Below are 17,741 nucleotides of genomic sequence, written 5' to 3' on the forward strand. Positions count from 1 at the left end.
GACCGCCGGCCGCTCCTAAGCGGTCGGCGGTGGGCGCGCCGGAACCGGATTCGGAGAAATTTCTTCCAAGCGCGCCTCTAAAAGCGGCCGCCGAAGCCTCTAACCTGCGGGAGGCTTCCATCATGTCCATCGCAGCGCTCTTGGCCATCGCCCTGTCTGTTTCCAGTCCGGTGGCCCGTCCAGAGGTCAAGGACATTGACGCCTTCACCCGCAAGGCGATGGCCCGGGTCGAGATCGTTCCCGGCCTCTCGGTGGCGGTGGTTCAGGGCCCCGATGTGGTGATGACGGCAGGCTACGGGGTCGCGGACTTGCGGACGGGCAAGACCGTGGACGCCGACACATGCTTCTACATCGCCTCGGCGACCAAGGCCTTCACCGCCTTGTCGATCGCCCGTATGGCGGGACGCGGTGAACTGTCGCTCGACGCCCCAGTCAAGACCTGGATCGGCAGCAGCCCGCTGCCGGCCGACATTGCGTCCTCAACCAGTCTCGATGATCTGTTGAGTCACCGCTCTGGCCTCGATAACGCGTCGATCTCATTCCGAGCGGCGTACTCGGGAGCGCACACGCCAAGGACGATGAGCGCCCTGTTGGCGGATACGCGCCGCAGCTATCCCTATGGCACGTTCCGCTACGCCAACACCGGCTACAATCTGGCCACCACCCTGATCGAGGACCGTTTTGCCCGTGGCTGGCGGACGATGGTCGACAGAGAGGTCCTGCGTCCAGCGGGAATGATCCATACTACGGCCCGGATCGATCAGGCCCGCCGCAGAATGGTGGTTGCGGCCGGCCACATGCCGGGCCCGGACGGACGCATGACGGTCAGCCCCCTCCAGAAGATCAACGCGACCATGCAATCGGCTGGCGGCCTCGTCTCGACCGCGCGCGACATGGCCCGCTGGCTGCAGCTACAGCTGAATGACGGTGTCGTGGACGGCCGCCGGGTGTTCCCGCCCGGCCTGGTCGCTTCGACCCACCATCGGCTGGTCAGCCAACAAGCCGCGTTCGGCCCCTATACGCGCGACGGCTACGGGCTGGGCTGGCAAACGGGGCGCTACGGAGACGAGGTGCTGATCCATCATTTCGGCAACTTCGCCGGATCGCGAACGCATGTGTCGTTCATGCCCGAGCGGGGGCTCGGCGTGGCGGTGATGGCCAACGAGGACGCGTTGGCCGGCGAGGTGGTCGATCTGTTGGCCAACTATATCTACGACCGCTTCGCTGGCCGCTCCGACCTCGAGGCCTATTATGAAGGCGAGCTGGCGACGCTGACGGCCCGCCGAGACAAGCGAATGAAAGGCCTGACGGCGAGCCGGGCCGAAAGGGCCGCGCGCCCATGGTCGCTCGCCCGGCCAACCAAAGCCTATGTCGGCGCCTATCAGAACCCGTCCATGGGTCGCATCGACATCGCCGAGAATGACGGCCTCATGGTGGTGACGATAGGCCCGATGTCCTCGCGCGCCGAGGCCGCGACCGATCCGGAAAGCGTTCGCGTCGAGTTGATCCCGCTCACCGGGCAGATCATCCGCTTCGAGGCCCCAGGCCAGCTCATCTACGACGGCCAGACCTACGTCAGACAGTGAGAACGAGGCTGGCGCGTCTGATCTCAAGACCTCGGCGCGCTAGGCATCGTCGCGGCGTCGCCGACCCGGCGCATCAGCCGCTCATAGGTCGAGCGGCGGATGGGGCGGGCGTCCCGCAGCCGAACCCAAGTGGTCTCGCTGATGCCCAGCGTTTCTTGCAGGTGCGCCTTGGTGATGGCCGGTAGGGCCGCCTGGATGCGCCGCACCTGATGCCGGTCGACGATGATCATCGTCATGGAACGGTGGCCTCCACCAGATCAAGGCGCGCCTTGAGCGGATCGGCCTTGCTCACCGGCCCCTGCGCTGAGAAGTCGAGCATCTGGTCCGAAGCGGCCTCGTAGCGTGGCCATGCGGGCAGGCCCGGCGCGACGGGCGCGCCGTTCTTTGCGAAGCTGATCCAATAGGCATGGGCGGCCTTGGCCGCCGCCGCATCGGCCGGCGCCAGCGCCGCGCCATAGCGGGCGTCGACAGTGTCGAACACAAACGGGATTTCGGTGGCGTGCGGCGCGCCCCACCACTGCCCCCTCATGCTCTCGGCCACGTAGGAGAAGCGGAACTGATAGACGGGCGCGCCCTGCCCTGACATCACTCGGGCCACGGCGCGGGCGGGTTCGATGAACATCCGATCGCCCGCAGCGGCCCAGCCATAGACCTTGATGTCACCATCGCCCTTGGGATCATACAGCGCCTCGGCCTCGGCCCGGCGCGGCCCGAACGGCGCGAAAACCTGATCGCGGGTTCCACCGAAGAAGAAACCGTCGGCGCTGGTCGCCCCGACCATCACCGGCATCTTCGTCCAGTCGCCGGCCTTGTAGGCCTGCAACGGCTCGCGAGTCATGAGCTTGCCATCCAGCATCGGCCCGCCGCCCCACGTCGGGGTGTTCGACGTCGCCATGTTGAGACCGTCGACCACCGTCTCGGCCGGCAAGGCGCGAAGGGCTTCCAGCGCCACCGCATCGGTTCCAGAGACCCCCGCCTTGGCCGCGAAAGCCAGCCCCGCCGCCTCGGCGGAACGCTGGCCCGCAGGCGCGGCCAGCGGCAGGGTCGGCAACAGGCGCGGACGGCCGCCGCCCGACTGGATGATAGCCTTGTGGAACAGCCCCTTGGCCTGAGGCGCGGTCAGCAGGGCGTGCACCGACATCCCGCCCGCCGACTCCCCGAAGATGGTGACGTTGTCGGGATCCCCCCGAAGGCGGCGATGGTGTCGCGCACCCAATGCAGGGCCGCGATCTGGTCCATCAGTCCGTAATTGCCCAGAAGCCCGCCGTCGGCGTTCGCCGCCGTGAGGGCCGGGTGCGCGAAGAAGCCGAACCGCCCGACACGATAGTTGAAGCTGACCAGGACCACCCCGTCGCGGGCGAAGCGGTCGCCCGCATAGACCGCCGGCGAACTGCCACCGTTGACGAAGCCGCCGCCGTAGATCCAGACCATGACGGGCAGCTTGGTCTTGCCCTTCAACGCCGCCTCGGGAGTCCAGACATTGACGTAGAGGCAGTCCTCGGACGGGGTCACGCCCAGCGGCGCGGCGTCGCCGGGGAACGGCTTCTGCATGCAGTCGGGGCCGTAGGCCTTGGCGTCGCGCGGGGTCACCCAGGCCTTAGGCCGCTGCGGCGCGCGCCAGCGCAAGGGACCAACGGGCGGCGCCGCGAACGGGACCCCCTTGAAGGCCGCTACGCCGGACGAGGCTTCACCGACGACAGGACCGAAGGTCGTGGTCACGGTGGGATCGGCCGCCAGGGCCTGGCCGGCGCCGAGCATCGCGAGCGCGACGGCGACGGCAACGGCGGTCGTACGGATCATCATCGGTATCCTCCCTTACGGCTTCAGCGTCCGCGCCTTGACCTTGGCCGCGCCTTTGAGAGCCAGATCGGCCGCCGAGGCGCCCACGGCGACCTGGTAGTCGCCGCCGGTCAAGTTCCAGCGGTTGGCCTTGGCGTCGAAGTTGGCCAGCAGGCGGAGATCGGCATTCAACGTGACCCGACGCGTCTCCCCCGGCGCCAGGGACACCTTGTCGAAGCCGATCAGGCGCTGCAGCGGCTTGCCGGCGGCGCCGGTCAGATAGACCTGCGGTGCGTCCTTGCCCGCCCGCTGACCGACATTGGCGACGTCGAAGCTGACCGTCAGGGTCTCGCCGCCGGTCACCTTCAGGTTAGAATAGGCGAACTTGGTGTAGGAGAGGCCGTAGCCGAACGGGAACAATGGCTTCTGGCCGGTGGCGGCGAAACGGCGATAGCCCACATCCGCGCCCTCGGAATAGACCACGTCGAAGCGGGTCTTCTCCGGGACTGTGAGGCCCGGCATTTCGGCGCGCGGATACTGGTCAATCGACGCCGGGAAGGTCATCGGCAAGCGCCCTGACGGATTGACCACGCCCAGCAGAACGTCGGTGATGGCCTCGCCGCCCTTCGCACCCGCGTACCAGGCCTCGACCACCGCGCCCGCCTGATCGAGCCAGGGCATCGACACTGGGCCACCGGTCTGCAGCACCACGATCGCGTTCGGATTGGCGGCGGTGACGGCGGCGATCAGGGCGTCCTGGCCGTCGGGCAGCGACAGGTCGACCGCGTCCTCGCCCTCGCCCATCCATTGGTTGCCGAACACCACCACGACATCGGCGGCCTTGGCGGCAGCCACGGCCGAAGCGACATAGCGGCCGTCATCGAAGGTCACCTTGGCCTCGGGCAGCGCCTTACGCAGCGCCGCCAGCGGCGAGGACCCGTTGAAGTACTGGCTGCGGAACGGGCCCATCATGCCCTCGCCCCCCAGCGGCACGACGCGCTTGGCGCCGCCCGGAGGGACCACCTGGGACGATCCGCCGCCCGACAGCACCCCGGCGTCGGCGTGACCGCCGATCACGGCGATCGTCTTGACGGTCTTGGCCAGCGGCAGAAGCCCGTCGCGGTTCTTGAGCAGCACGATCCCTTCGGCCGCGGCGGCGTGGGCGACAGCGGCGCCGGCCTCGTAGTCGATCGCGCCGCCCGGCTCGACCGGCTTGTCGAACAGGCCGGCGGCGAACATTGAGCGCAGGATGCGCCGCGTGGCGTCCGAGACCCGCGCGGCGGAAACCTCGCCCTTCTCGACGGCCGCCTTCAAGGGCGCGCCGAACCAGATCTGGGCGTCCAGTTGCTCACCCGACTGCTGGTCGAGGCCCTTGACGATGTAGTCGGTGGCGTGGACCGCGCCCCAGTCCGACATCACCCAACCCTTGTAGCCCCAGTCGCGCTTGAGCACGTTGTTGAGCAGGTGATCGTTGCCGCAGCTGTAGTCGCCATTGACCAGGTTGTAGGCGCACATCACCGAACCCGGCTGGCCCTTCTCGATAGCGATCTGGAAGGCCAGCAGGTCGCTTTCGCGGTGAGCAGCCTCGTCGATCAACGAGTTGGCGAAGTGGCGCTTGGTCTCTTGACCGTTCAGCGAGAAATGCTTGACCGTCGAGACGATCCCTTGGTCCTGAACGCCCTTGATCGCCGCGCCGGCTAGGTTGCCGGCCAACCAGGGATCCTCGCCGAGATACTCGAAGTTGCGGCCGTTGCGCGGGTCGCGGGCCAGATTGACGCCGCCGGCCAACTGAACGTTGAAGCCCTTGGCCCGCGCCTCGCGGCCGACCACCGCGCCGCCGTCATAGGCCAACTTGGTGTTGAAGGTCGCCGCCAGTGACAGACCCGACGGCAAGGCCGTGGCCCCGTCACCCGGGCGGACACCGAGGGGATTGGTCACGCCCAGGCTAGCGTCGCTCTCGTTCATCGCGGGGACGCCCAGACGCGGGATGCCCGGGATGTAACCCGCCGAGCCGATGGCGCCCCCGGGCTTCTTGATGCCGAAGATCGGCATCGACATCGGCCCGTGCAGCAGCCCGATCCGCTCGTCGAGCGTCATTTCCCTTTCCAGCAGCGCGGCGCGTTCGTCCGGCGACAGCTTGGCGTTCATCCACGGGCGGGCGGGCGCCTGGGCCTGGGCGGCCGTGGCGATGGCGAGCACGGCCAGGCTGGCGGCGGCGATCAGCGAGCGGTTCATGGCGGTCGTCCTTAGTAGGTCAGGCCGAAATTGATCGGGTACAGGGGGGCCTTGGAGTCATGCGGCGCGTCCTCGGCCTGGGCCTCGACGGCGGCCATGGAAGACGGCAGCTCGAACGGCAGCTTGCCGCGTGGCGGCGCCGCGCCGGTCAGGGCGTCGAGGAAGGCCTCGTCACCGGCCCCGAAGTCGCCGAGCAGCGCGGCGGCCTTGTCCCGTACGTTGGTCAGGATCGCCGGCCGATCCAAATAGACGGCGACGATGGTCGGGACCTTGGCCGAGGCGGTCTTGATCGCCTCGTAGTCCGCCGCCCCGTCCTTGAAGGACAGGTCGCCCTCGTGCTGCATGGCGCCGAACACGAAGTTCGGGTGGAGGGTCTCAAACGGGGTGGACGTGCGCACGATCGCCAGGTCCGCCTGGGCCAGATCGTCGACCGGAACCAAGCCATGGGCGCGCGCCGCGTCGGCGGACACCCCCTTGAGCCAGACCTTCCGGCCGCCCGGCTTCAGGGGCAACAGGCCATTCTTGTTCTCCAACAGGGTCAAGGCCGCGCTTTGCGCCGCGCGCCCCTCGGCCACGAAAGCCTTGGAGCCGACGATAGCGCTCGCCTGTTTGGCGTCGACAAAGGGGTTCTCGAACAGCCCTTGATCGAACTTGATCTTCAAAATGCGGCGCGCGGCGTCGTCGATGCGCGCCACCGGGATCTTGCCCGCCTTGACCGCCGCCACCAGCTCGGCCGTGTCCTCGACGCCGCCGAACTGATCGAGACCGGCGTTCACGCCCTTGGCGTAGCGGTCGACCTTGGACAGGTCCTCGACGCCCCAGGCGGTGGAGAAGCCCGCGAAGCTCGGCTTCTGGCCGGCAGGGAAGCCGTTGCGGCAGGTCTCGGCGCAGTCATTGGTGATCGCCCAGTCCGAAACCACGATCCCCTTGAAGCCGTGCTTGCCCCGTAATTGATCGGTCAGCAGCTGCCTGGAGAAACCGGCGCCGACTTGCTCGAGCGGTTGGCCGTCGAGAGACAGGTCCTTGAGGATCGCATAGGTGGGCATCACGCCCACGACGCCGGCCGAAAACGCCTGGTCGAACGGTTTGACGTGCAGGTCGAACTGTCCGGCCGGGAACACCGCATAGCGGCCATAGCTGTTGTGGCCGTCGAAGCCCTTGGCCGAGGCGCCGTAGCCGACCCAATGCTTGACCACCGCCGAGACACCGTCCGGCGCGAGGCTCGTCTCGTCGCCCTGGAAGCCCTGGATGTAGGCCTTGACCATGCGCCCGGCCAGATCCGGATCCTCGCCGAACGTGCCGCTGATGCGCGACCAGCGGGGCTCGGTGGCGAGGTCGGCCATCGGCGACAGCGCCTGGTGGATGCCGACGGCGCGGTATTCCTGGCGCGCGATGTCGCCGAAGCGGCGCACGAGCCTGTCGTCGCCGATCGCCGCGAGGCCCGTCGCCTCGGGCCATTGCGAGAAACCGCCGGCGGCGACGCTGGCGCCGTCGACGAACTGGAAGTGGTGGCGCGGATCGGTGCTGATCGTGACCGGCACGCCGAGCCGCCCCTGCTCGGCGATCGCCTGGACCGCGTTGTTCTGCTCGGCCAGCCAGGCCGGATCGCCGGAAAGGCGCGTGATGAAGGTGGTGACCTGACGGTCGAGGATCAGGGGCTTGAGCTTGTCCAGGTCGTAGCCCTTGCCGCGGCCCGGAACCATGCCGCCCAGGGCGGGCAAGGTGCCGTGCATCATCTCGCCGGCCTTTTCCTCCAGCGTCATGCGGGCGACGAGATCGTCGGCGCGCTGCTCGGAAGACCGACGCCAGTCCTCGAACGGTGAGAGCCGGCCGTCGCGATCGAGGTCGCGGAAGCGCAGCCCCTCGACCGTGATGATCTTGCCGTTTCGCACGCCCAGGGTCGGTTGCGCGGCGACGGCGGCCGAGCCCATGGCGGCCAGGATGGCGGTCGAGATCAGGAGGCGTCGAAAGGCCGGCACGTTGAACTCCAAGCGCGAAACAAAGAAGCGCCCTCGGCGCGCAGGAGACGCCGAGGGCTGAGGCAGGAGGTTAGAAGTTGACGCCGAGGCGCAGGCCGAAGGTGCGCGGCGGGGCGTAGAACTCGCCGTTGCCGTTCGTGGCCAAACCCGTCGTCGAGTTCGGCGACGAGGCTGTGCGCACATCGTCGTCCTCAAGGTTGCGGACGTAGCCCTGCAGGTTCCACCGGTCGTCGGCGCTGGTGTAGGTCAGGCTGAGATCGGTCTTGGTGAAGCTGCCCTGCTTGTTCTGGGCGAAGCCGTGGTACTCGAGGTTCTTGCTGCTCTCGTAGTGCGTCTGGACGCGACCGACGACCTTGGCGCCCGAGGCGATTTGCCAGGTGTGCTGGTAGCCGACATTGAGCGTCCAATCGGGAGTGCGCGCCATCCGACATCCCGAGAAGTCGGTCGACCGGGGCGCGGCGGCCGCGAAATTGGCCTTGAAACAGGAGGCCACATTCGCGTTGGCCGCATTGTTGGCGAAGGCGTCCCCCAGAGGCAGCACGAAGTCGGTGTAGCGCGCGTGCAGCCAGCCCAGGGTCGCGTCGATCCGATCGTTCTCGGTGATGACCAGATTGCTCTCGAACTCGACGCCATACACCCGCGCCTTGTCGGCGTTCAGGGTCACCGACGCTTGCTGGCCGGCGATGATGCCGACCGCCGTGACCTGGAAGTCACGATAGTCGTAGAGGAAGCCGGTCGCATTGAGCTGCAGCCGATTGTCGAAGAACCGGTTTTTCACCCCGGCCTCATAAGAGGTGATCTTCTCGGGCGCATAGACGTTGTTGGCGACCCCGTCATAGTAGCCGCCGGCCTTATAGCCCGTGGCCACATTCGCGTAGATCATCGACGTGCTGGTCAGGTCGAAATCGGCGCCCAGCTTCCAGTTGGTGGCGTCCCACTTGGCGTCGGCCAGGTTCTTGATGACGGTGGCGGTGATCGCCCCGGCCGAATTGGTCAGGAAGGTGCCGCCGTCGCGAGCCTTGCGATCCTCGGTGTAGCGCAGGCCGCCCGTCACGCGGAACCGGTCGGTGACCTCGTAGGTGCCTTGTCCGAAGACGGCCAGCGACTTGGCAGTCACTTCCGGCTGGATGAACGACAGGTACGAGTTCGTCGCCAGGAAGACGCGGAAGTCGACATTGTTGTCTTCCGTGAAGCGATAGAGACCCACCACCCACTTCAGATTGCCGGTGTCGCCACCCAGGCGCAGCTCGTGCGACCAGGTGTAGTCCTTGCCCTTGAAGAAGTTCGGCGCGCCGGTGCTGGCGTTCTCGCCGCTCCGGTCCAGACGCGAAAAGTTGTAGCCGGCCAGATAGGTCAACGTCGCGAAATTCAGGTCCAGATCGGCCTGGGCGTGAGCGCCGAAGAATTTGTTGTTGCGGTAGAGATTGGTGGCGCAGTTGCAGGTCCACGGGTCGTTGGTGGCCAGGGCCGTGCCGTAGGTCTTGTCGCCGCCGCCCGCGCCGCCCTGGTGGAGGTAGTCCGCCCCGGCCTTCAGCGAGAAGCTGTCATTGGGCTTCCACAGCACTTGAACGCGGGCGGACTTGTCGTCCTGATCGTAGCGGTCATTGCCGCCGGTGCCCGGCCCCTTGTTCAGCGCCTTGACGTAACCATCGTGCCGGGAGGTCTGGAAGGCCGCGCGGACGGCGATGGTGTCACTCACCGGCAAATTGACCATGCCCGAAGTGGTCAACGCGCCGTAGTTGCCGACGTCGACAGAGCCCGCCCCCTCGTAGTCGAACTTGGGCTGCTTGGTGATGACGTTGATGGCGCCCGCCGTAGCGTTGCGGCCGTACAGCGTGCCCTGCGGACCGCGCAGCACCTCGACCCGGTCGACGTCGTAGAACAGCGCGCCTACCGAGGTGGAACGGGCGATATAGATGCCGTCCATATGATAGGCGACCGCCGGATCGCCGACCTCGGTGGTGTTGGTGCTGCCGATGCCACGCAGGAAGACCACCGCCGCGCCCGAGCCGCTGGAGCTGATCTGCAGCGCCGGCACCTGAGCCGACAGGTCGACCACCGTCTTGATGCCTTGAGCCTCAAGCTTGTCACCCGTGACAGCCGAAACGGTGAGCGGGGTTTTCTGAAGGTTTTCACTGCGGCGCTGAGCGGTCACGACCACTTCGTCGAGCTTCACGTTACCGGCTTCCTGAGCCGCCGCGCCAGGCGCGTGAACGATCACGGCCGCCATAGCGGCCGAGGCGAACAGGAGACTACGCATCTCTTTCCCTTTGTCCTGCCTGGACTCGGAGCGCGCCGACGCGAACGTCGCCACACCACGAACCCAGCGGCGCCGTCGGCGCCTGTTTGCGTTCCCTTCGGCCCCTTGTTCCGAGGCCTTTTCCCGACGCGGTCGTCTCTTCCAGAGAGGCTTACGACAACGTTGTCGTAATTAGACAGCACAGTTACGACAACGTTGTCTATGTTCGATTTATTGACACCGCTGTCGACGATGGAGGGCGCTCGGACGAATTTCGCCCCCAAAGCGCGGACCGTGGCGAAGCCTTGTTCGCCTGCCCGTCACACCCTCAAGAATTGATCACGCTGAAAGCGATCCTCGGCCAATCCGACCTAGGCTGGCGGCGGCGCGGCCGAGCTCCTTTGAACAAGGCGATAGTCGAGCTGGCGCGCCGGAACGCTGGCCCGTAGCCGCTCATCGCCGAATCCGTCGATCAACATCTCGACGGCGGCCTCCGCCATTTCCGCGGTCGGCTGATGGATCGTCGTCAGCGGAGGCCAAGCCGCTTCAGCTGTAGGCGTATCATCGAAGCCGACCACGGAAAGATCGCGCGGCACCGATAGACCGTGCTTCGCGGCGGCGGCCAAGGCGCCAACCGCCATCTCGTCATTGGCCGCGAAGATCGCTGTCGGCGGTTCGGGGAGGCGCAACAGGGCTTCGGTGGCGTTGAACCCCGACAGGCTCAGAAATTCGCCCTTGGCGATCCACTCCGGGCGGGGTTCGGCGCCGCGATCCCGCAAGGCCTCGATATAGCCCTGCCGGCGCCGCGAAGCCGAGCCGTGATCCGCGGGGCCGTCGATGAAGGCGATCCGGCGATGGCCCATGTTCCACAAGCGCAGCGTCTGCTCCCGGGCCGCTTTACAATCATCCATGAAGACGTAGGGCGAGCGCTCGAACTCGCGGTGCGGCGCGATGCGCACATAGGGCATTCCCGCCGCCTCGACGGCCGCCAGCACCTCGGGATCGTCGCAGGTCGGCGGGGTCAGCACCACCCCATCGAAGCGAGCGGCGCGTAGGGCTTCGGCGAAACCCTCAACACCGCCCACGGCGTCGGGCGGGAGCACCTGCTCGACCACCAGATGGTAGCCGGCGCGTCGACACGCGCGCATCGCTCCCACCTGGACCTCGCCCACATAGTGATAGGCGCCGACCCGCATGAAGATCACCCCGATCAGGTAGCTACGATGACTGGATAGCGATCGCGCCGAGACGTTCGGGCGATAGCCCAGGGTCTCGACGATCTTGAGGACCCGCGCGCGGGTCTCGGCGCCCACGCCTTCTTCCTGATTGATGACCCGAGAGACGGTCTTGATGGACACGCCAGCGGCTCGGGCGATGTCGACGATCGTGAACTTCCCGGTCGGCGGATTGCGCTGCATGCGGCCACACCTAGCGAAAACCACCGGGCGAAGCGAGAATTTCAGACGGCGGCGGATCGCTGAGATCCTGCCCAGCCAGGGGCGCTCAAGCCCCCGCCTCCCCTCCACGAGACCCCGCGCCCATGGCCGCAAGGCGGCGCCTGGGAAAGTCCGCCAGGACGGCCTTCATCAAGATCTTCCGGCCACCTGTCTCACCGGCGAGACACACGCCGGCCCGGCGCCTGCAATATTAAGACCTGGATAACCAATTCCGCCGGGGATGGAATGAGTAAGAAACAGACCTCTTCAAGCATTCAACTAAAAAGGAATGAAAGCTCTAATTCTTCAATCGTGAATTGCAAGTCAATTCGCACGCCGAACGAGATCGGACGAAAACAGTATGCGTAAAAATCATCCCTAAATCGGATCCCATGTCGATCCGCCCAAGCTCAAGAGGATCCAATCCATGACCGCCATTGAGACGAAGATTGTTACTTGGGACGATCGCGCCCGCGAACGCGGCGAAGTAGTGCATCGGCGCGCAGGAAAACACCTGGAGAGCGCCCTTCTGGCCGCCTATCGCGTGATCGATCCCTCCCTGAAGGCTCTGCCGCAGGACGTCTGGGAAAATGAACAAAGGAAGTTCGCATTCATCGCCCGAGGCCACTTCCCGCGCGAGTACTTCGAACAACAGGCCGTCATCACCCGGAATATCGCCGAAAGTCTCGATTACGCGACCTATCTCAGCAAGACCTACGCGGCCTACGCCGCTGGCCTGGCGTGCGGGCTGATCAAGGAGAAGGGCTGGAACGAGAAGAACTCGGATGAGCTGATGCTCAGCCTGATGCAGTCGGTTTTCTCCGACGCCAGCGTCGTCATGTACTACTTCTTCGAGCTGATAAACGCGAAGGCGGACGAAGAGCGCGCGATCATCGAAGCCGAGCGGAAGGCGATCGCCGACGAGCAGGCCGCCGTCGTCGACGCCCTCGCCGACAGCCTCAAGCGCCTGGCGCGCGGCGACCTGACCGCGCGGATCGTGGCGCCGTTCAATGGTCGCTATGAACTGATCAAGGACGATTTCAACGCCGCCATCGACAGTCTGCGCGCCGCAATGACCACGATCTCGGCGTCGACGGGCGGGCTGCGCGCCGGCTCGGACGAGATCGCCGCCGCTTCGGACGACCTGTCCCGCCGGACCGAACAACAGGCCGCAAGCCTCGAAGAGACGGCTGCGGCGCTCGACGAGATCACCGCGACGGTCAAGCGCAGCGCAGAGGGCGCGCGGCGCGCTTCGGAGGCCGCTTCCAGCGCGCGTCTCGACGCCACAAAATCGGGCCAGGTGATGGAAGACGCCGTGCGCGCCATGGGCGAGATCGAGCAAAGCTCCAAGCAGATCACCAACATCATCGGCGTGATCGACGAGATCGCCTTCCAGACCAACCTTCTGGCTCTGAACGCCGGCGTCGAGGCGGCGCGCGCGGGCGAGGCGGGACGCGGCTTCGCGGTCGTAGCGCAGGAGGTTCGCGCCCTCGCGCAGCGTTCGGCCGACGCGGCCAAGGAGATCAAGGGCCTGATCGCCAGCAGCACCGCCCAGGTCGAGCGCGGCGTCCAACTGGTCGGCGACACCGGGCGAGCCTTGGGCGGCATCGTCAGCAAGATCACCGGCATCGACGGCCTCGTCTCCGAGATCGCCCAGTCCTCGCAAGAGCAGGCGACGGGGCTGAACCAGGTCAACACGGCCGTGAACCAGATGGACCAGGTGACCCAGCAAAACGCGGCCATGGTCGAGGAGGCCACGGCCGCCGCATCGAGCCTGAGATCGGAAGCCGCCGAACTCGAGACGCTGGTGGCCCGCTTTGAGACCGGCGGCAAGGCAGCCGGACGATCCACCGCTGCGCCGGCCGCCGCCTATGGCCAGAGCGGCGCCACCGACGCCCGCGCGCGCCTGGTCGCCTTCGCAAGACCCGCCGCAAACGCCAGCTAGCCTACCCCCTACGGGGGCGCCTTGCGCCCTGGAGGGCCCACCTGTGTTCCGCACCAGCTCAAGACGCCCCGCTCCGGTGGCGTCAGGGATCGGGCAATGTGAACGACGGGTGGGTCGCTCCGGTCCGTGCCGGACTTTTGCGCCGACGCCTGCTGATACCGGCGACCTGACCGCACCTCCCCCCCCCCGACCGGCTCAACGCGTCCGATCTGCGCGCGATTGTTCAATCGACCCCAGGACGCGCCAAGACCCTGGCGCGCCGAAAGGTCCATCTCCCTCCCCGTCGCACGAGACAGCGTCCGGCGACCTTGGAGGGATTTCGATGAGCCAAAACCAATCCAGACAAGCCCACGCCTCGCGTCGCGGCGTTCTCGCCACGGGCCTCAGCCTGGCGGCGATCAGCGCCGCGCCGTCGCTCCTCCCCGCCCTTCCCGCCTCGGCCCAGGCCGCGCATTCCCAAGCCCACAAAGGATCCTTCACCATGAGCAGCGGTTTCGTCACCACCAAGGACGGCGTCCAAATCTTCTACAAGGACTGGGGTCCCAAGAGCGCCCAGCCGATCGTGTTCCACCACGGCTGGCCCCTGTCGTCGGACGACTGGGACGCGCAGATGATGTTCTTCCTGCTGAAGGGCTATCGCGTCATCGCCCATGACCGTCGCGGCCACGGTCGCTCGACCCAGACCGACAGCGGCAACGAGATGGACACCTACGCCGCCGACGTCATCGCCCTGACCGACCATCTGGACCTGAAAAACGCCTTCCACGTCGGCCATTCGACCGGCGGCGGCGAGGCCATCCATTATGCCGCCCGCGCCAAGCCCGGCCGCGTGGCCAAGGTCGTGCTGGTCGGCGCGGTGCCGCCGATCATGCTGAAGACCCCGGCCAATCCCGGCGGCCTGCCGATGGAAGTCTTTGACGGCTTCCGCGCGGCTCTGCTGGCCAACCGCGCTCAGTTCTTCCGCGACATCCCCGAGGGCCCGTTCTTCGGCTTCAACCGTCCGGGCGCCAAGGTCAGCCAGGGCCAGATCGACAACTGGTGGCGCCAGGGGATGATGGGCGGGGCCAAGGCCCACTACGACTGTATCAAGGCCTTCTCGGAAACCGACTTCACCGACGATCTCAAGACGGTCGATATCCCGGTCCTGATCATGCACGGCGAGGACGATCAGATCGTCCCGATCGCCGACAGCGCCCACCTGGCCATCAAGCTAGTCAAGAAGGGCGTGCTGAAGACCTATCCGGGCCTGCCCCACGGCATGGCCACCACCCATCCGGAGATCATCAACAAGGACCTCCTGGCCTTCTTCAAGGCCTAGCCAGCCAAGGAACCGCCGCCATGCGCCAAGCAAGGCAAGCCAAGCCGCCTCACCCGGCTTCCACGTGTGGCGGCGGCGCCTGGCGTCCTCTGGGTCTGGTTACCGTGCGAACACCCGAAGGGGTCGTGTTCGGTCGCCTGGAGGTCCTGACGACGCCAGGCGACCAAAGGCCTCAAGATAGTAGTAAATATGGAAACAATGAATTTCATTCATTTCCATTTATGTACCGCAACGAGCCCGGCACAGTGCCGCCATCAGACATCAAACACGGCGACCCAAGCACGGTTCGCTGACCGACAAGGACCAAGCTCATGACGCTTCAAGCCAAGGCCGCTCCGGGCGCGCGCCTCCTGACGCCGAACGACCACACCCTGATCATGATCGACTTTCAGTCGCAGATGGCTTTCGCGACCAAGTCCATCGACGCCAGCCTGCTGCGAACCAACGCTGCTCTGGTCGCCAGCGCTGCCGCTGGTTTCGGCGCCTCGACCATCCTGACGACGGTCGCCGAGAAGAGCTTCTCGGGTCCGATGTTCTCGGAAGTCACCGCCCCCTTCCCCGGCAAGGCGCTTCTGGACCGCACCTCCATGAACACCTGGGAAGACCAGGCCGTGATCGACGAGGTCAACGCCATCGGCAAGTCGCGTATCGTGCTGGCCGGCCTTTGGACCAGCGTCTGCATTGTCGGCCCGGCGCTGTCGGCGCTCGACCAGGGGTTCGAGGTGTTCGTGATCACCGACGCCTGCGGCGACGTCTCCACCGAGGCGCACGAGCGCGCGGTGACCCGCATGGTCCAGGCCGGCGCCCAGCCCATGACCTCGCTGCAATATCTGCTGGAGCTGCAGCGCGATTGGGCGCGCGGCGAGACCTATGAGCTCACCACCGGCGTGGCCAAGCAGTTCGGCGGCGCCTACGGCCTGGGCATCACCTACGCCAAGACGATGTTCGGCGCCTCGGAAGGCCACTGACCCACACCGGGCGAGGCGCTGGCGCCTCGCCCACTTTCCCGGGAAGTCGTCATGAAACCCTATCTGCTGTCGATCGGCGCCGGCCTGCTGGTGGGCGTGATCTACGCCCTGATGAACGTGCGCTCGCCCGCGCCGCCGGCGATCGCGCTGCTGGGCCTTCTGGGCATGCTGTTGGGCGAGCAGGCCGTGCCGATCGCCAAGCGCCTGCTGACCAAAGCGCCGGTGAGCGCCTACCTCAAGACGCCCGAATGCGCCGGTCAGGTGCTGGGCCCCCATGCGGTGACCAAGACGCCTGAAGACCAGGCATGACGCCGCTCAGTCGCCGTGAGGCGCTGGCCTTGGGCGCAGCGCTCCTTGCTAATCCCCTTCTCGCTGATCCCCGGAGGCCCGGCCCCATGTCCGCTCAAGCCGATCTGCTGCTCGTGAACGGCAAGTTCACGACCCTCGACCGCAGCAACCCCCGCGCCGACGCGGCCCTGATCCGCGACGGCAAATTTGCCGCCGTCGGCGAAGAACGCGACGTGCGCGCCGCCGCTGGCTCGAACCCTAGGGTGATCGACTTGAAGGGACGTCGGGTGATCCCCGGCCTGATCGACAGCCACATGCACATCATCCGCGGCGGGCTGAACTACAACATGGAGCTGCGGTGGGACGGCGTGCCGACCCTGGCCGACGCCATGGCCATGCTCAAGAAGCAGGCCGCCCACACCCCGCCGCCGCAGTGGGTTCGGGTCGTCGGCGGCTTCACCGAGCACCAGTTCGCCGAAAAGCGCCTGCCGACCCTGGACGAGATCAACGCCGCCGCGCCCGAGACGCCGGTCTTCATCCTGCATCTCTACGACCGCGCCCTGCTCAACCGCGCCGCCCTGCGCGCCGTCGGCTACACCAAGGACACGCCCAATCCGCCCGGTGACGAGATCCAGCGCGACGCCTCGGGCGAGCCCACGGGCCTGCTGCTGGCCCAGCCGAACGCGACGATCCTCTACGCCACCCTGGCCAAGGGTCCCAAGCTCCCGCCCGAGTACCAGCTGAACTCCACGCGCCACTTCATGCGCGAGATGAACCGCCTGGGCGTCACCGGCGTGATCGACGCCGGCGGCGGCTTCCAGAATTATCCGGACGACTACGCGATCATCGAGAAGCTGCACGCCGACGACGAACTGACCCTGCGCATCAGCTACAACCTGTTCACCCAGAAGCCGAAGGCCGAGCTGTCGGACTTCCAGAGCTGGTCCAAGCAGGTCAAGCCCGGCCAGGGCGACGACAGCTATCGCCACAACGGCGCGGGCGAGATGCTGGTCTACAGCGCCGCCGACTTCGAGGATTTCCGGGTCGAGCGTCCCGAGATGCCGGCCAACATGGAGAGCGACCTGGAGCCGGTGATCCGTCACCTCGTGGAGAACCGCTGGCCCTGGCGGCTGCACGCCACCTATGACGAGACCATCACGCGGGCGCTGGACGTCTACGAGAAGGTCAACCGCGACATGCCGTTCGACGGCCTGCACTGGTTCTTCGACCACGCCGAGACGATCAGTGAACGGAACATCGACCGGATCGCGGCCCTGGGCGGCGGCATCGCCGTCCAGCACCGGATGGCCTTCCAGGGCGAATATTTCATGGAGCGCTACGGGGCCAAGGCCGCCGAGGCCACGCCCCCGATCGGCAAGATGCTGAAGGCCGGAGTGCCCGTGGGCGCCGGCACGGATGCGACCCGCGTGGCCAGCTACAACCCCTGGGTCTCCCTGAACTGGCTGGTGACCGGCAAGACGGTCGGCGGCACGCGGCTCTATCCGCCGGCCAACCGCGTCGACCGCGAGGAAGCCCTGCGCCTGTGGACCACCGCCAACACCTGGTTCTCGAACGAAGAAGGCAAGAAGGGTCAGATCGCCGTCGGTCAACTGGCCGACCTGGCCGTGCTCAGCGACGACTATCTGACCGTTCCCGAGGACGAGATCCCACACCTGTCTTCGGTGCTGACCCTGCTGGGCGGCAAGGTGGTCCACGGCGAAGGCGACTATGGCAAGCTCGCGCCCGTCCTGCCGCCGCCCATGCCTGACTGGTCGCCCGTGCGGACCTTCGGCGGCTATCAGGACCGCGCGCGCGGCCACGCCCGAGCCCTGTCCAGCGCCTGTGGCTGCGCCAACAGCTGCAACGTCCATGGCCACAACCACGCTTCGGCCTATGTGCAAGAAGCGCCAACGTCCGACGCCCGGTCCTTCTGGGGCGCCATGGGCTGCGGCTGCTGGGCGGTTTGAC

General features: G+C 66.7%; 12 protein-coding genes and 1 pseudogene. 6 read left to right on the top strand and 7 right to left on the bottom strand.

The window, feature by feature from the left end:
* The first annotated feature begins 29 nt into the window (after nt 1-29).
* A complete protein-coding gene (locus CSW63_RS15060; protein WP_246842024.1) occupies nt 30-1,586 on the top strand; it encodes a serine hydrolase in 1,557 nt (518 codons plus the stop codon).
* Nucleotides 1,587-1,609: 23 nt separating this feature from the next.
* On the opposite strand, the gene CSW63_RS15065 is transcribed toward CSW63_RS15060, so the two are convergent.
* The 7 genes and pseudogenes from CSW63_RS15065 to CSW63_RS15090 form a co-directional block, all read right to left on the bottom strand.
* A complete protein-coding gene (locus tag CSW63_RS15065; RefSeq protein ID WP_062097775.1) occupies nt 1,610-1,822 on the bottom strand; it encodes a hypothetical protein in 213 nt (70 codons plus the stop codon).
* Entirely contained in the window at nt 1,819-2,376 is a 558-nt protein-coding gene (locus tag CSW63_RS24170) for a carboxylesterase family protein (protein ID WP_371415251.1), read from the bottom strand. Before CSW63_RS24170 ends, CSW63_RS15065 begins: the two co-directional genes overlap by 4 nt.
* Before the next feature lie 12 nt (nt 2,377-2,388).
* Nucleotides 2,389-3,389, bottom strand: a pseudogene (locus CSW63_RS23830) (carboxylesterase/lipase family protein); the annotation flags it as partial.
* A 12-nt stretch (nt 3,390-3,401) separates the two neighbouring features.
* On the bottom strand, nt 3,402-5,600 hold the full coding sequence (locus CSW63_RS15075) for a beta-glucosidase (protein WP_062097777.1): 2,199 nt from the start codon (nt 5,598-5,600) through the stop codon (nt 3,402-3,404).
* Nucleotides 5,601-5,611: 11 nt separating this feature from the next.
* Nucleotides 5,612-7,579 carry a glycoside hydrolase family 3 protein gene (locus CSW63_RS15080; RefSeq protein WP_099503971.1) on the bottom strand — a complete coding sequence of 656 codons (1,968 nt, stop codon included), beginning with the start codon at nt 7,577-7,579 and terminating at the stop codon, nt 5,612-5,614.
* A 70-nt stretch (nt 7,580-7,649) separates the two neighbouring features.
* Complete coding sequence (locus CSW63_RS15085; RefSeq protein WP_062097778.1) at nt 7,650-9,839, bottom strand: TonB-dependent receptor; 2,190 nt, start codon at nt 9,837-9,839, stop codon at nt 7,650-7,652.
* 350 nt (nt 9,840-10,189) lie between these two features.
* Nucleotides 10,190-11,236: a LacI family DNA-binding transcriptional regulator gene (locus CSW63_RS15090; RefSeq protein ID WP_062097780.1), complete on the bottom strand. Its 1,047-nt coding sequence runs from the start codon at nt 11,234-11,236 to the stop codon at nt 10,190-10,192.
* A gap of 445 nt (nt 11,237-11,681) precedes the next feature.
* Here CSW63_RS15090 and CSW63_RS15095 point away from each other — a divergent pair, with 445 nt between their 5' ends.
* The 5 genes from CSW63_RS15095 (at nt 11,682) to CSW63_RS15115 (ending at nt 17,740) form a co-directional block, all read left to right on the top strand.
* Nucleotides 11,682-13,199 carry a methyl-accepting chemotaxis protein gene (locus tag CSW63_RS15095; RefSeq protein WP_062097783.1) on the top strand — a complete coding sequence of 506 codons (1,518 nt, stop codon included), beginning with the start codon at nt 11,682-11,684 and terminating at the stop codon, nt 13,197-13,199.
* A 481-nt stretch (nt 13,200-13,680) separates the two neighbouring features.
* Entirely contained in the window at nt 13,681-14,517 is an 837-nt protein-coding gene (locus CSW63_RS15100; protein WP_246842059.1) for an alpha/beta fold hydrolase, read from the top strand.
* Between the two features lie 311 nt (nt 14,518-14,828).
* A complete protein-coding gene (locus CSW63_RS15105) occupies nt 14,829-15,485 on the top strand; it encodes a hydrolase (RefSeq protein WP_062100009.1) in 657 nt (218 codons plus the stop codon).
* Between the two features lie 51 nt (nt 15,486-15,536).
* Nucleotides 15,537-15,794 (top strand): DUF1427 family protein, encoded by a 258-nt coding sequence (locus CSW63_RS15110; RefSeq protein WP_062100008.1) that lies wholly within the window; start codon nt 15,537-15,539, stop codon nt 15,792-15,794.
* Nucleotides 15,795-15,880: 86 nt separating this feature from the next.
* Complete coding sequence (locus CSW63_RS15115) at nt 15,881-17,740, top strand: amidohydrolase (RefSeq protein ID WP_210408491.1); 1,860 nt, start codon at nt 15,881-15,883, stop codon at nt 17,738-17,740.
* Nucleotide 17,741: the final 1 nt, after the last annotated feature.

Source organism: Caulobacter sp. FWC26 (genome assembly GCF_002742645.2).
Classification (GTDB): domain Bacteria; phylum Pseudomonadota; class Alphaproteobacteria; order Caulobacterales; family Caulobacteraceae; genus Caulobacter.

Coding starts and splice junctions, on each gene's coding strand:
- CSW63_RS15100 (WP_246842059.1), top strand. CDS start 13,681: ATGAGCAGCGGTTTCGTCACCACCAAGGACGGCGTCCAAATCTTCTAC.
- CSW63_RS15110 (WP_062100008.1), top strand. CDS start 15,537: ATGAAACCCTATCTGCTGTCGATCGGCGCCGGCCTGCTGGTGGGCGTG.
- CSW63_RS15090 (WP_062097780.1), bottom strand. CDS start 11,236: ATGCAGCGCAATCCGCCGACCGGGAAGTTCACGATCGTCGACATCGCC.
- CSW63_RS15085 (WP_062097778.1), bottom strand. CDS start 9,839: ATGCGTAGTCTCCTGTTCGCCTCGGCCGCTATGGCGGCCGTGATCGTT.
- CSW63_RS15095 (WP_062097783.1), top strand. CDS start 11,682: ATGACCGCCATTGAGACGAAGATTGTTACTTGGGACGATCGCGCCCGC.
- CSW63_RS15105 (WP_062100009.1), top strand. CDS start 14,829: ATGACGCTTCAAGCCAAGGCCGCTCCGGGCGCGCGCCTCCTGACGCCG.
- CSW63_RS15115 (WP_210408491.1), top strand. CDS start 15,881: ATGTCCGCTCAAGCCGATCTGCTGCTCGTGAACGGCAAGTTCACGACC.
- CSW63_RS15065 (WP_062097775.1), bottom strand. CDS start 1,822: ATGACGATGATCATCGTCGACCGGCATCAGGTGCGGCGCATCCAGGCG.
- CSW63_RS15075 (WP_062097777.1), bottom strand. CDS start 5,600: ATGAACCGCTCGCTGATCGCCGCCGCCAGCCTGGCCGTGCTCGCCATC.
- CSW63_RS24170 (WP_371415251.1), bottom strand. CDS start 2,376: ATGCCGGTGATGGTCGGGGCGACCAGCGCCGACGGTTTCTTCTTCGGT.